This is a genomic window from Oryzobacter terrae, assembly GCF_042756445.1.
Lineage (GTDB): Bacteria > Actinomycetota > Actinomycetes > Actinomycetales > Dermatophilaceae > Oryzobacter > Oryzobacter terrae.
Genome location: NZ_CP170578.1, coordinates 2125490 through 2137724, shown reverse-complemented (window position 1 = coordinate 2137724; position 12235 = coordinate 2125490). Strand labels below are relative to the sequence as shown.

14 protein-coding genes are annotated in these 12235 nt (G+C 74.7%); 5 read left to right on the top strand and 9 right to left on the bottom strand.

Going from position 1 to position 12235, the window contains the following annotated elements; translation table 11 throughout:
- Window positions 1-48: 48 nt before the first annotated feature.
- From ACFWN3_RS10115 to ACFWN3_RS10095, 5 genes are read right to left on the bottom strand one after another with little or no spacing between them, the layout of a single operon-like run.
- Window positions 49-1026, bottom strand: coding sequence for a zinc-binding alcohol dehydrogenase family protein (locus ACFWN3_RS10115; protein WP_377639181.1), 978 nt, complete (start codon window positions 1024-1026; stop codon window positions 49-51).
- A gap of 7 nt (window positions 1027-1033) precedes the next feature.
- Window positions 1034-1396: a hypothetical protein gene (locus tag ACFWN3_RS10110; protein ID WP_377639179.1), complete on the bottom strand. Its 363-nt coding sequence runs from the start codon at window positions 1394-1396 to the stop codon at window positions 1034-1036.
- Window positions 1393-2256 (bottom strand): hypothetical protein, encoded by an 864-nt coding sequence (locus tag ACFWN3_RS10105; protein WP_377639177.1) that lies wholly within the window; start codon window positions 2254-2256, stop codon window positions 1393-1395. The genes ACFWN3_RS10110 and ACFWN3_RS10105 overlap by 4 nt, the downstream gene beginning before the upstream one ends.
- 18 nt (window positions 2257-2274) lie before the next feature.
- On the bottom strand, window positions 2275-3060 hold the full coding sequence (locus ACFWN3_RS10100; RefSeq protein WP_377639175.1) for a citryl-CoA lyase: 786 nt from the start codon (window positions 3058-3060) through the stop codon (window positions 2275-2277).
- Entirely contained in the window at window positions 3057-4241 is a 1185-nt protein-coding gene (locus ACFWN3_RS10095) for a CaiB/BaiF CoA transferase family protein (protein WP_377639173.1), read from the bottom strand. Before ACFWN3_RS10095 ends, ACFWN3_RS10100 begins: the two co-directional genes overlap by 4 nt.
- Before the next feature lie 222 nt (window positions 4242-4463).
- Between ACFWN3_RS10095 and ACFWN3_RS10090 the strand changes: the two genes are divergently transcribed.
- Both ACFWN3_RS10090 and ACFWN3_RS10085 read left to right on the top strand, forming a co-directional pair.
- Complete coding sequence (locus ACFWN3_RS10090; RefSeq protein ID WP_377639172.1) at window positions 4464-5957, top strand: amidohydrolase family protein; 1494 nt, start codon at window positions 4464-4466, stop codon at window positions 5955-5957.
- Window positions 5958-6000: 43 nt separating this feature from the next.
- Entirely contained in the window at window positions 6001-6813 is an 813-nt protein-coding gene (locus ACFWN3_RS10085) for an IclR family transcriptional regulator C-terminal domain-containing protein (protein ID WP_377639170.1), read from the top strand.
- On the opposite strand, the gene ACFWN3_RS10080 is transcribed toward ACFWN3_RS10085, so the two are convergent.
- The 3 genes from ACFWN3_RS10080 to ACFWN3_RS10070 are packed head-to-tail and all read right to left on the bottom strand — an operon-like array spanning window position 6804 to window position 9337.
- Complete coding sequence (locus ACFWN3_RS10080) at window positions 6804-7004, bottom strand: DUF4177 domain-containing protein (protein ID WP_377639168.1); 201 nt, start codon at window positions 7002-7004, stop codon at window positions 6804-6806. The two genes, ACFWN3_RS10085 and ACFWN3_RS10080, sit on opposite strands and share 10 nt — an antisense overlap.
- A 33-nt stretch (window positions 7005-7037) precedes the next feature.
- Window positions 7038-7757, bottom strand: coding sequence for a M50 family metallopeptidase (locus tag ACFWN3_RS10075; RefSeq protein ID WP_377639166.1), 720 nt, complete (start codon window positions 7755-7757; stop codon window positions 7038-7040).
- Between the two features lie 47 nt (window positions 7758-7804).
- Window positions 7805-9337, bottom strand: coding sequence for a DEAD/DEAH box helicase (locus ACFWN3_RS10070; protein WP_377639165.1), 1533 nt, complete (start codon window positions 9335-9337; stop codon window positions 7805-7807).
- A gap of 258 nt (window positions 9338-9595) precedes the next feature.
- Between ACFWN3_RS10070 and ACFWN3_RS10065 the strand changes: the two genes are divergently transcribed.
- Window positions 9596-10261, top strand: a complete 666-nt coding sequence (locus ACFWN3_RS10065; protein WP_377639163.1) for an LON peptidase substrate-binding domain-containing protein — start codon at window positions 9596-9598, stop codon at window positions 10259-10261.
- A gap of 26 nt (window positions 10262-10287) precedes the next feature.
- Window positions 10288-10569 (top strand): MazG nucleotide pyrophosphohydrolase domain-containing protein, encoded by a 282-nt coding sequence (locus ACFWN3_RS10060; protein WP_377639161.1) that lies wholly within the window; start codon window positions 10288-10290, stop codon window positions 10567-10569.
- 10 nt (window positions 10570-10579) lie between these two features.
- On the opposite strand, the gene ACFWN3_RS10055 is transcribed toward ACFWN3_RS10060, so the two are convergent.
- Entirely contained in the window at window positions 10580-11362 is a 783-nt protein-coding gene (locus ACFWN3_RS10055) for a fructosamine kinase family protein (protein ID WP_377645571.1), read from the bottom strand.
- Between the two features lie 76 nt (window positions 11363-11438).
- Here ACFWN3_RS10055 and ACFWN3_RS10050 point away from each other — a divergent pair, with 76 nt between their 5' ends.
- A complete protein-coding gene (locus ACFWN3_RS10050; protein ID WP_377639159.1) occupies window positions 11439-12218 on the top strand; it encodes a GAF and ANTAR domain-containing protein in 780 nt (259 codons plus the stop codon).
- Window positions 12219-12235 lie beyond the last annotated feature (17 nt).

Here is a 12235-nt window from a genome sequence, read left to right as displayed (position 1 = left end):
CGCGTCCGGGCCGGTGAGCGCGGAGCGGGCCGCACCGCGCGGCCGACGTCAGGGGGTCACGACGACGCGTGCCGCGGCGCTGCCGCGGGCCACCGCCGCCCACGCGTCGCCGACGTCCGCGAGCGCCACGACGTCGTGGGCCACCTCGAGCCGGCTCCGGGCCGCGTGCCCCAGCACGGTGGCGAACACCTCGCGCCGCCGCGCGTTCGTCAGGGCGTTGTTCGTGTAGCCGAGCACGGATCCGGAGCGGCTGCGCAGGGCGGCCGAGTCGACCTCCAGCGACGGGCCGGCGCTGCTGCCGAGGTTGACGAGCCGGCCGCCGAGGGCGAGGGCCGAGACGGCGGCCGTGCCCGCCACCCCCGCCAGCGGGTCGACGACGACGTCGGCCCCGCCCTCGCAGGCATCCCGCAGCCGGGCCGCGAGGGTCGCGACGTCGTCATCGGGACCGAGGTCGACGACGGCGTCGGCGCCGCACGCCGACGCGCGGTCACGGGCCACCGAGGACCTGCACGCCGCGACGACCCGCCGCGCCCCCAGCAGCCGGGCCGCCTGCACGGCCACCTGCCCGACGGCTCCCCCGGCTCCGAGGACGAGGACGACCTCGCCGGGCTCCAGCGCGGCCCGGGCCTCGAGGACCTCCCAGGCGGCGACGGCGGACAGGCCGAGGGCCGCGACGGTGGTGGCGGGGACGTCGTCACCGACGACGACGGCCTCGTCGGCCCGGCCCACCGCGAGCTCGGCGAGCCCACCGTCCCCGGGCGCCATCCCGGCCGAGGAGGGGAACCAGACGCGAGCGCCGACGAGGTCGGCCGGCCCGTCGAGGACGGTGCCCACGGCCTGCACGCCCGGCACGTAGGGCAGGGCGGGAGGGCCGAAGTACGACGAGCCGGTGGCGCACAGCAGGTCGAGCGGCGTCAGCGGGACGGCGGCGACGGCGACCAGCACCTGCCCCTCCGCCGCCACCGGGTCGGCGCGGTCGACGAGCTCCGGCGGACGGCCGTGGGCGGTGATGACGGCGGCACGCACGCGGGCCTCACGTGCCGATGTCGGGGTAGGGCAGGGACAGGTGGGCCAGGGCGGCGCCGTAGCCCTTCTGGTACGACAGGGGTTCGGGGTGGTCCCGCTCGAACATCGCGATGAAGAGGGTCAGCGTGAGGAACGGGTGGGCGCCCAGCTCGAAGAGGGCCACGTGGTCGTGCCCGACGAGCGCGGCGCGCTCCTCGGCGGTGAAGGCGAGCCACGTGCTCGCCTCGCCGTCGCCGACGTTGAGGATGCGGTTCGCCTGGGTCTGCTCCCACCACGCGACGAAGGTCGCGGCGTCCTCGCGGTACCGCTCCACGAGGTCGGGGTCGCGGTCGACGGTGTAGAGGAACTTGTCGAGGAGGTACTTGCTCATGCAGGGGCTCCGTTCGGGTACCAGGTGAAGTAGGCCTCCATCGTGTGGAACAGGTCGAGGCTGTCGACGTGGTCGGCCTTCGCGTTCTCGCCGGCGACGCCCATCATCAGCATGAAGTCCATGAACCCGTGGGTGGCGTTGCCCGGCAGATGCAGGCTGTCGAGCGTCACCTCCCGGAGGCAGCCGTCGAGGTCGCCGTTCGCGATCCACTGCATCGCGCGGTGGTCGAACTCGGGGTCGGGGCCGTGCGGCCCGAACTGGCGGGGGCCGCCGAGCTCGAGGGAAAGGTGGCCGGTGCCGATGACCGCCACCCGCTGGTCGCTCGGCCACGACTCGATGAGCTCGCGGATCGTGCGCCCGAGCTCGACGAAGCGCTTCGGCTGCGGCAGCGGCGGCGCGAAGATGTTGGTGTAGATCGGGACGATCGGCAGGTCCGCCTCGGGGCGCAGCGTGATGATCGGGCACGTGATCGAGTGGTCGATCCGCAGCTCGTTGCTGAAGGCGAGGTCGAAGCCGGAGTCCAGCCCGCCGCGCAGGATGTGCGACGAGAGCTCCTCGTGCCCCTCGAGCCGGAAGCGGGGCAGGCCGAACTCGCGCTCCTCGTTGTACCAGTTGGCGTCGTAGACAGGCGCCTTGCCCACGAGGAACTGCGGCATGTTGTCGAGCCACAGCTGGTGGAAGTGGTCGCTCCCGACCATGACGAGGACGTCGGGCCTGGCCCTGGTGAGGGTCTCGCGGAACCGCTCGATCTTGGCCACCCACTCGTCGGCGAACGGGGGCCGGTCGTCACCGACGGCGGTGCTCGCGCGGTAGTAGAACGGGTGGTGCGTCGAGGCGATGACGGCGACGACCTGCGCCATTGCGGGTCTCCTTCCGGGTCAGGACTGGGGGTCGACGTACTCGGCGTTGCGGTCGACCGAGAGGTAGACGTCCATGCCGACGGGGCGGCGGCGCTCCTCGGCGAGCTGGCCGAGCAGCCCGGCGGCGCGGGCGAGCAGGGCGAAGCCGCGCAGCATCTCGACGGGGAGGCCGAGGTCGGCGAGCGCCGCTCCGCAGACCCCGGCGCCGTTGAGCGGCAGCCGCCGCCCGAGCACCTGCTCGTGGACGCGGCCGACCGCCTCGAAGAGGCGCAGGTGGGGACCGCGCAGCCCCTCCTCCTCGGCGATCGCGAGGAGGACCGGGGTTCGGGGGTCGCCGTCCTTGTGGACGGGGTGACCGAGGCCGGGGACGTATCGGCCGGACTCCTTGGTGCGGCGGACGGCCGCCAGGGCCGCGGCGTCCCACTGCTCGTCGCTCCGCGGGAGGTCGTCCCCGAGGTCGGTGACGACGGCGTCGAGGAAGGCGCCGCAGTCCTCGGTGACCCCGAGGAAGCGGGACCCGCCCCCGAGGAGGCCGGCGGCCAGTGCGCCCTGGAGGGAGTCCGGGGCGGAGAGGTAGGTGAGCCGGGCCGCGATGGCCGTCGGCGTGAAGCCGTGGTCGGCGAGGGCGACGAGGACGGCCTCGAAGACCCGCGTCTCGGACGGTGTCGGGCGGCGCATCGCGACGAGCCAGAAGGCGAGCTCGCCGAAGCCGACCTTCCCCATGAGGTCGGCGGTGAGGTCCTGCCCGAGGAGGCGGATCTCGTCGGACGTCGAGGTCCCGAGGGACGTGGGGTAGCTCGTCACGCGTCACGCTCCGTGGAGGTCTCGTTGCCGGTGGGGCTGGCCAGCCAGCGGCGGATCTCGTCGCCGTGCTCGTCGAGGGAGGGGGGTGGCCGCTGGTAGTCGGCCGGGGTGCGGGACAGGCGGATCGGGTGCCGCACGCTCGGCACGGCGGCCTCGCCCTCGCCGACGACGACGACGGGCTCGAGCCCCACCGACGCGGCGAACTCGACGCCCTGGTCGACGGTGTTGATCGGCCCGCACGGGACGCCGGCCGCGGTGATGTCGCGGAACCACTCCATCGTCGAGCGCGTGGCGAGCCGTTCGACGAGCAGCGGCCGGAGCTCGTCGCGGTGCGCGGTCCGGTCCTCGTTGCCCGCGAAGCGGGGGTCGTCGGCGAGCTCGGGCAGGCCGAGGACCTCGACGAGGCGGCGGAACTGGCGGTTGTTCCCCGCGGTGACGATGAGGTCGCCGTCGGAGCAGGGCAGCGGTTCGTACGGGAAGAGGCTGGGGTGGCTGTTGCCCATCCGGTGCGGGACGACACCGCCCGCGACGAAGGCGCTCGACTGGTTGACCAGGCCGGAGAGCGCCGAGCTGAGGAGGTTGACCTCGACGTGCTGCCCGCGGCCGGTCGCGCCGCGCTCGTGCAGGGCCGCGAGCACGCCGATGCTCGCGTGCAGCCCGGCCATGACGTCGAAGACCGAGATCCCGGCGCGGTAGGCGGGGCCGTCGGGGGCGCCGGTCAGGCTCATCAGTCCCGAGATGGCCTGGACCATGAGGTCGTAGCCGGGGAGGTCGCGTCCGCCCGGCCCGCTGCCGAAGCCGCTGATCGAGGCGTAGACGATCCCGGGGTTGTCGGCGCTGACGCTGTCGTAGTCGAGGCCGAAGCGGGCCAGGCCGCCGGGCTTGAAGTTCTCGACGAGGACGTCCGCGCGACGGGCGAGCTCGCGGGCGGCGGCCCGGTCCTCGTCGTCCTTGAGGTCCAGCGCCACCGACCGCTTGTTGCGGTTGACCCCGAGGTAGTACGTCGAGACGCCGTCACGGACCGGAGGGCTCCAGGTCCGGGTGTCGTCGCCACCGGGCGACTCGACCTTGACGACCTCGGCGCCGAGGTCGGCGAGGAGCATCGTGGCGTAGGGGCCGGCGAGGATCCGCGAGAAGTCGGCGACGAGCAGGCCGGCGAGCGGTCCCGATCGCTGCGCCATGGTGTCCCTCCCTCGGTTCGATCTCAACGGACACCTGTCCGCACGGATGCCTGGCCCGAGTCTCGGCTGCTCGGCTGCCGCCTGTCAAGGCTCGCAAGCGGATCCCGGCCGCGCTGTCGAGGCCTCTTGACACGACGCGACCGCGACGTCGACAGTGATCCCATGGCGCGAGGGCGCCATGATGCGGACGGATGTCCGCGTGAGTGGAACGGGAGAAAGCTCATGGCTCACGACGAGGTGGCCGCGGGTCGTCCGGTGCTGTTCCGGAACGCCACGGTGCTGACGATGGACGACGCGCACCGCGTCCTGACCGGCGGGGACGTCCTCGTCGTCGGCGACCGGATCGCGGAGGTGGGTCACGGCCTCTCCGCCCCCGACGGCGCGCTCGAGGTCGACGCCACCGGTGGCATCGTCATGCCCGGCATGGTCGACACCCACCGGCACATGTGGCAGACCGCGATGCGGGGCTACGGCGCCGACTGGACCCTCACCCAGTACTTCGTCTGGTACTACCTCGAGCACGGTCGGCGCTTCCGGCCCGAGGACGTGCACACCGGCAACCTCGTCTCCGCCTGGGACGCGCTCGAGGCCGGGGTCACGACGACGGTCGACTGGTCGCACGGGCTGCAGAGCGTCGACCACGCCGAGGCGGCGGTCGACGCCCTCGCCTCGGTCCCGGGCCGCTTCGTGCTCGCCTACGGCAACATCCAGGCAGGGCCGTGGGAGTGGACCGCCGACTCGGCCGTGCGGGCGTTCCTCGAGCGGCGCCGCGGCGACCTCTACGGCTGGCAGCTGGCGTTCGACGTCACGGGTGACCCGGCGTTCCCCGAGCGGCCGGCGTTCGAGGTCGCCCGCGAGCTCGACCTCCCGGTGACGACGCACGCCGGGGTCTGGGGTGCCACCAACGACGACGGCATCCGCCTCATGCACGAGAACGGCTTCACCGACGAGCGCACCGTCTTCGTCCACGCGGCCACCCTGTCGGCCGACTCCTACCACCGCATCGCTGCCACGGGCGGTTCGGTCTCGGTCTCCACGGAGTCGGAACAGAGTGCGGGACAGGGCTACCCGCCCACCTGGCAGCTGCGCCGGCACGACATACCGGTGTCCCTCTCGATGGACACCAGCGTCTGGTGGAGCGGCGACCTCTTCTCGGCGATGCGCACGACCCTCGGCGCCGACCGGTCCCGCGAGCACCTCGAGGCGCACGCCGCCGGTGACACCGTGACGAACGTGCACCTGCGGGCCGAGCAGGTCGTCGAGTGGGCCACCCGCGGTGGCGCACGGGCCCTCGGCCGCGACGAGATCGGCCGCCTCGTGCCCGGCGCGAAGGCCGACGTCGTCCTCATCAAGAACGACCACTCGCCCGTGTCCTTCCCGGTCCTCCACCCCTACGGGCACGTCGCCTTCCAGGCCCAGCGCGGCGACGTCCACACCGTCGTCGTCGACGGCAGGGTCGTCAAGCACGAGGGGCGGCTCGTCGGGTGCGACCTCGCCGCCCTGCGCCGCCGCGCCGAGGCCACCGTCGAGCACCTCGTCGGCGAGATGGGCGAGGAGGCCTGGACCGGCGGCATGAACCCGGCCCTGCCCGAGGACGACGGCAAGGTCCTCGACAACCCGTACCAGTACACCGACTTCCGCACCGACACGACGCTGGCCCGGGGCACGGTCTTCGGTGAGCCCGGCGCCGGCGAGGAGCCCACGCCGACCGCGTAGGGTGCGGGCCGCACGGGAACGGACGCGACCAGGAGGAGGCCCGGTGGCCGGACGGGGCGAGGGGCGGGACTTCGTCGAGGCGCTGGCGCGCGGCCTCGACGTCATCGCGAGCTTCTCGCGCGAGCGCCCGACCATGTCCCTCAGCGACGTCGCCGCCGCCACGGGCCTGGCCCGCCCCACCGCGCGCCGCCTCCTGCTGACCCTCGAGGAGCTCGGGCACGTGCGCTCCGACGGGGGGGCCTACACGCTGACCCCGCGGGTGCTGAGCCTGGGCACGGCGTACGTGGCGTCGCTGGGCCTGTGGGAGATCGCGCGCCCGCGGATGGAGTCGCTCGTCGGCCGCACCGGGGAGTCCTCGTCGATGGCGCAGCTCGACGGCTCGGACATCGTCTACGTCGCCCGCGTCTCCGTCCCGAAGATCATCGCGCTGCGGGTCGAGGTCGGGACGCGCTTCCCGGCGCCGCCGACCTCACAGGGCAAGGTGCTCCTCGCGGCACTGCCCGCCGACGTGCTCGCCGCGACGCTCACGCAGCCGAGCCGGTCGGGGCTGCGGGCCCACGTCGAGCGGTCGTCCGAGGAGCTCGAGGAGGAGCTCGCCCGGGTGCGCGCCCGCGGCTGGGCGCTGGCCGACGAGGAGCTCGCCCCCGGGGTCAGGTCGGTCGCGGTGCCGGTGCGCGACGGGACGGGTGCGGTGCGCGCGGCGATGAACGTCACCGTGCACGCCGCCGAGACGAGCACGCAGCGGCTCGTCGACGACCTGCTCCCGATGCTCCAGCGCACCGCGGCGGAGGTGAGCGAGGACTGGGCCCTGTGGCAGCGACGACCCCACGTGGAGGTCGACGCGGGTCAGACCTGACGCTCGAAGGTGATGAGCAGGCCCTCGACGCCGCCGGGGCCGACGCGGCCCTTGACCTCCGTGGCCGTGATCGTCTTCAGCTGCCAGCCCTGCGCAGCGTTCTCGTTGAGGATCTTCTCGAGCTTGTCGCCGGAGAGCTTTCCCCCGACGAGTCCTTCGCGCAGCTCGACGACGCGGTACTGGTGTGCCATGGGCGCCAACCTAGCCCCCCGGCCGGCGACGGCTCAGCCCGACAGGACGCCGGCGGCCCGCAGGACGGTGCTGCCGGCCACCCACGAGGCGCCGAGGCAGGCGAGCGCGAAGGTGAGGTTCCAGACCACCGTGGGCACGCGGGTGAGCCGCGCGAGGACCTCCGGGTCGCTCGTCCCGCGGCGCGGTGCGCTGACGACGGTCGCGAGGTGACGCCACGCACCGACGAGGAGGACGAGCCCGGCGGCCACGACGACCTGCGCCTGCACCTCGGGCGGGGCGGCCCACCACAGCGCGCCGGCGCCCGCGACGACCGCGAGGACGACGGCCGCGGTCAGGACCGACCGGACCCACAGCAGGGCCGCGACGAGCAGCACGAGGACCGCAGTGAGGACGGGGGCGGACCAGCCCCGCACCGCGAGGGTGACGAGGGCGGCCCCGACGACCGCGGGGGCGGGGTAGCCGGCCCACGTCGTGAGGACCCGACCGGGTCCCCGGGCGGGACCCACGGTGACGGCGTGGCCCGACATGTCCCCGCGCAGGACGAACCCGGTGAAGCGACGGCCCGAGACGATGCCGACGAGGGCGTGCCCGAGCTCGTGGACGAGGGTGACGCCGAGGCGCAGCACGCCCCAGAGCGGCCCCACCGCGACGGCGACGAAGGCCGCCACGAGGACGACGACCACCGGGGTCCCCGACAGGGTCACCCCGGAGTCGGCCGCCATCCGCGACCACACCTCGTCACCCCAGTCCATGGCACGCAGACCGTAGCCGGGGACCCTGGGGAGGGACGGGGCGGGGGTCAGCGGGACCGGCGGCCGCCGGCGCCCTCGGAGAACGAGGCCGCCGAACGGGACGGACGACCCGAGGTGGGCCGGCTCGAGGCGGGACGACCGGACGAGGAGCCGGAGCCGCCGCGTCGCTGGCCCTGGCCACCGGGGGAGGACGAGCGCTGACCACCCGAGGACGGCCGGGCCGCGCCCGGTCCGCCGGAGCCCGAGGGCGCACCGGCGCCGGTGCGCCCGGATCCGCCGCGTCGACGGGACTGGCCCGCGCCGGAGGGACGGCCGCCACCCCGGGACGACGAGCGCTCGCCGCCGCCACCGCGCGAGCCGCCACGCGTGGTGGGCTCGGGGATCGCGAAGCCGCCCTCGAACGACCGGTCGCCGGGGGCGATGGTCTTGAGGAGGGGGTGCGAGGCGTCGACGCGCGTCGTCGTGGGACGCACCCCGGCCTTGCGGGTGAGGTCGCGCACGTCGCGCACCTGGTCGTCGGTCATGAGCGTGACGACGGTGCCCGAGGCGCCGGCGCGGGCCGTGCGACCGGAGCGGTGGAGGTACGCCTTGTGCTCGACCGGCGGGTCGGCGTGGATGACGAGGGCGACGTCGTCGACGTGGATCCCGCGGGCGGCGATGTCGGTCGCCACGAGGGTGCGGGCCTCGCCGGAGTGGAACGCGTCCATCGTCCGGGTGCGCGCGTTCTGGCTGAGGTTGCCGTGCAGCTCGACCGCCGGGACGCCCGAGCCGTTGAGCTGGCGGGCGAGGCGCCTGGCGCGGTGCTTGGTGCGGGTGAAGACCACGGTGCGGCCGGGGGCGGCGACGAGGTCGAGCAGGACCGCCGAGTGACCGGCGGAGCTGACGTGGAGGACGTGGTGCTCCATCGTCGAGATCGGCGACTGGGCCGAGTCGGCCTCGTGCGTCACGGGGTTGGTGAGGTAGCGGTTGGCGATGACGCCGATGCCGGCGTCGAGCGTCGCGGAGAAGAGCATCCGCTGGCCCTGGCGCGGCGTCGCGTCGAGCAGGCGGCGGACCTGGGGCAGGAAGCCGAGGTCGGCCATGTGGTCGGCCTCGTCGATGACGGTGACCTCGACGGCGTCGAGGGAGACGTGGCCCTGGCCGATGAGGTCCTCGAGGCGGCCGGGGCACGCGACGACGACGTCGACGCCGCGGCGCAGCGCCGAGACCTGCGGGTTCTGGCCGACGCCACCGAAGATGGTGCGGCTCGTGAGGCCGAGGCGGGCCGCCAGCGGCGCCATCGCCTCGTCGATCTGGGCGACGAGCTCACGGGTGGGGGCGAGGATCAGCGCGCGGGGACGACGGGCGGTGCGGGGGCTGCCACTGGCCGCGAGGCGGGCGAGGACCGGCAGGAGGAAGGCGACGGTCTTGCCGGACCCGGTGCGGCCGCGGCCGAGGACGTCGCGACCCGCGAGGGAGTCGGGCAGCGTCGAGGCCTGGATGGGGGTGGGGGTCGTGATCCCGCCGGCGGCGAGGACCTCGACGAGGGAGGAGGGCACGCCGAGCGTGCCGAAGGTACTGGTGGACAAGGAAAGCTCCATGGGTGGTCTGGGACGTCGCGGACCGATGTGTCGGCGACGACGGGATGTTCTGCCGGGCGGGCTCTGGGGCCTCGGCGCCGCGACGGGCCGGGGGCCCAGGTCGCGTGGCATCGACATCAGACGTGCGAGGACCCGCGGCAGATGGCGGGTCGTCACCGCCCATCCTACGGGGAGGGGTCCGACATCCCCGCATCGGGGCGTTGTCGAGGGTCGCTCCGACCCCTCGGCGCACGGGGTCGGACGTGCCTACAGTGGCGCATGGAGACCCTGCCCCTCTTCCCGCTCGGCACGGTCCTGCTGCCCGGGGCCCGGCTGCCGCTCCAGCTGTTCGAGCCGCGCTACCTCGAGCTCGCCCGTCGGCTGGCCGAGCGCGCGGAGGAGGACCGGCGCTTCGGCGTCGTGCTCATCCGCACCGGCCACGAGGTGGGGCCCGAGTCGGTCCGCGACCTGCAGGGAACCGGCTGCGAGGCACGGGTCGACGCCATGGCGCTCGCCGAGGGACCGGTCGGGACGGTCGTGCACCTCGTGGCCACCGGGGTGCGCCGCTTCCGGCTCGAGGGCCTCGACGAGACCGCGGGCACCCCGTTCACGACGGGCGAGGTCACCTGGCTCGACGAGCCGTCCGCGGCCGACGACCCCGAGGTGGCGGCCCTCGCCGAGCGCACCCTGCACGAGCACGCCGCCTACCTCGAGCGGCTCGGGGCGAGCGCCGAGCCGGTGGAGGCGCCGCTGGGCCAGGTGGCCTACCGGGTCGTCGAGCGGATGGTCCTCGACCCCGTCGACCGACAGCGCGTCCTCGACGGCGGCGACGCCGCCACCCGGCTGCGGACCGTGCTCGCCCTCCTCCGACGCGAGGCCGCCATCGTCGAGACCTTCGGCGCCCTGCCGAGCACCCCCGAGCCCGGCGGCGCCAGCCTCAACTGAGGACGCGCGGCCGGTAGGTTCCCCGCATGGACCTCGCGCACCTCCAGGACGTCATCGAGCGCACCTACGGCGAGCGCGACCGGGAGCGCGGGGTGCCGAGCACCGTCGCGTGGCTGGCCGAGGAGGTCGGCGAGCTGGCCCAGGCCGTCCGCAAGGGCAGCCAGGCCCAGCGCGAGCACGAGTTCGCCGACGTCCTCGCCTGGGTGGCCTCGCTCGCCAACCAGGTGGGCGTCGACCTCACCCGGGCCGTCGACCGCTACGCCACGGGGTGCCCGCGCTGCGGGGCGTCGCCGTGCGCGTGCCCCTGACGCCGGCCGGTCACGTGGTGGCCCGCGCCGCGGCGACGGCCCGCGAGGCGTAGGACCCGCCGAACAGCACCGCGTGGAGCAGGAGCGGGTGCACCTGGTGCAGCCCGACGCGCTCGCGCCAACCGTCGGCGAGCGGGCCGACCTCCTCGTAGCCGGCGACGACGTCGTCGAGGTGCGGGCACCCGAACAGGGCGAGCATCGCGAGGTCGGCCTCGCGGTGTCCCCCGTGAGCCGCGGGGTCGACGAGGACGGCCCCGGACGCGGTCCACACGACGTTGCCCGACCAGAGGTCGCCGTGGAGGCGGGCCGGTGGGTCGCCGGTGTCGAGCGCGCCGGACGCCGCCACCGAGGCGAGGCGCTCGAGGGCGGCCACCTCGCCGACGTCGAGGACGCCTCGGTCGCGGCCCTCCCGCACGAGCGGCAGGATCCGGGCCTCCGCGAGGAAGGGACCCCACGAGGTCCACGAGCCCAGCACGAGGGGGAGCGGCTCGCTCGTCGGGCCGAGCCAGCCGTGGCCGACCCAGCCCGGCGGGCCCGACCCGTAGGCGGGGGCGCCCGCGGCGTGGGTGCGCGCGAGCCCGCGGCCGAGGGCCCGGGCGTGCCCGGAGGTCGCCGGCGAGGGGTCGAGGCGGCGCAGGTCGAGGTGGGACGGGCCGACCTCCAGGACCTCGACGACGTCCGCACCTCCCGCCGCGGACGCGTCGGCGAGCCAGCGCAGGCCGGCGGCCTCCCACGCCGGGTAGCGGGCCGCTCCGGCGGGGACCTGCTTGCGGAAGGCCCTCACCCTCGACATCGTCGCAGGTCGCAGCGGCGCGAGGCCCGCCCTCGGTACTGTGGCCACCGCAGGGACGCTGAGCTGGAGGACCCCCATGACCGACATCGACACCGACGCCCGCGGGGCGGTGGACCCCGCGATGCCACCCACCGCCGACGACCCGGCGCTCCTCGAGGCCCTCGCGACCGAGCTGGGCGGGGTCCTGGAGTCGATGGAGCAGGTCTCGGACTACCTCGAGCGGGTCGTCCACGCCGTGCGCCGGCACATCGAGGGCTGCGACGAGGTCGGGGTCACCGTCCTCAGCGCGAACCGCCCGCACACCGCGGCGTACACGACGGTGCAGACCCTCGAGATCGACGCAGCCCAGTACGCCCTCGACGAAGGGCCCTGCCTCGACGCCGCCCGGCACCGGACCGAGAACCACGTCGCCGACCTCGTCGTCGACGACGGCCGCTGGCCGCGGTTCGCCCAGGAGTGCCGCGAGGAGGGGATGCGCAGCCTGCTCGCCCTCCCGCTCGTCAGCGGCACCGAGTGCGTCGGCGCCATCAACCTCTACGCCTGGGCGCCGCACGCGTTCGACCGCTTCGACGCCGCGATGGTGCGGGTCGCCGCCTCGCGGTGCGCCGACGCCCTCGTCGCCGTCACGGCGCTCGACGGGGCCCGCCGCCTCGCCGGTCAGCTCGAGCAGGCGATGGCCAGCCGCGCGATCATCGAGCAGGCCAAGGGCGTCATCATGGCGATGCGCGGGGTGCCCGAGCACGAGGCGTTCGAGGTGCTGCGCAAGACCTCGCAGGACCGCAACGTCAAGGTCCGGGTCCTCGCCCAGCAGATCGTCACCGGCGTCAGCACGCCCGAGCCGCCGACCGTCCCGTGACCCTGCTCTAGCATCGA

Excerpts from the sequence above, each read along its gene's own strand:
- ACFWN3_RS10080 (WP_377639168.1), bottom strand. The coding sequence starts at position 7,004 with ATGGCACACCAGTACCGCGTCGTCGAGCTGCGCGAAGGACTCGTCGGG.
- ACFWN3_RS10065 (WP_377639163.1), top strand. The coding sequence starts at position 9,596 with ATGGAGACCCTGCCCCTCTTCCCGCTCGGCACGGTCCTGCTGCCCGGG.
- ACFWN3_RS10095 (WP_377639173.1), bottom strand. The coding sequence starts at position 4,241 with ATGGCGCAGCGATCGGGACCGCTCGCCGGCCTGCTCGTCGCCGACTTC.
- ACFWN3_RS10070 (WP_377639165.1), bottom strand. The coding sequence starts at position 9,337 with ATGGAGCTTTCCTTGTCCACCAGTACCTTCGGCACGCTCGGCGTGCCC.
- ACFWN3_RS10055 (WP_377645571.1), bottom strand. The coding sequence starts at position 11,362 with ATGTCGAGGGTGAGGGCCTTCCGCAAGCAGGTCCCCGCCGGAGCGGCC.
- ACFWN3_RS10050 (WP_377639159.1), top strand. The coding sequence starts at position 11,439 with ATGACCGACATCGACACCGACGCCCGCGGGGCGGTGGACCCCGCGATG.
- ACFWN3_RS10060 (WP_377639161.1), top strand. The coding sequence starts at position 10,288 with ATGGACCTCGCGCACCTCCAGGACGTCATCGAGCGCACCTACGGCGAG.
- ACFWN3_RS10110 (WP_377639179.1), bottom strand. The coding sequence starts at position 1,396 with ATGAGCAAGTACCTCCTCGACAAGTTCCTCTACACCGTCGACCGCGAC.
- ACFWN3_RS10075 (WP_377639166.1), bottom strand. The coding sequence starts at position 7,757 with ATGGACTGGGGTGACGAGGTGTGGTCGCGGATGGCGGCCGACTCCGGG.
- ACFWN3_RS10090 (WP_377639172.1), top strand. The coding sequence starts at position 4,464 with ATGGCTCACGACGAGGTGGCCGCGGGTCGTCCGGTGCTGTTCCGGAAC.
- ACFWN3_RS10105 (WP_377639177.1), bottom strand. The coding sequence starts at position 2,256 with ATGGCGCAGGTCGTCGCCGTCATCGCCTCGACGCACCACCCGTTCTAC.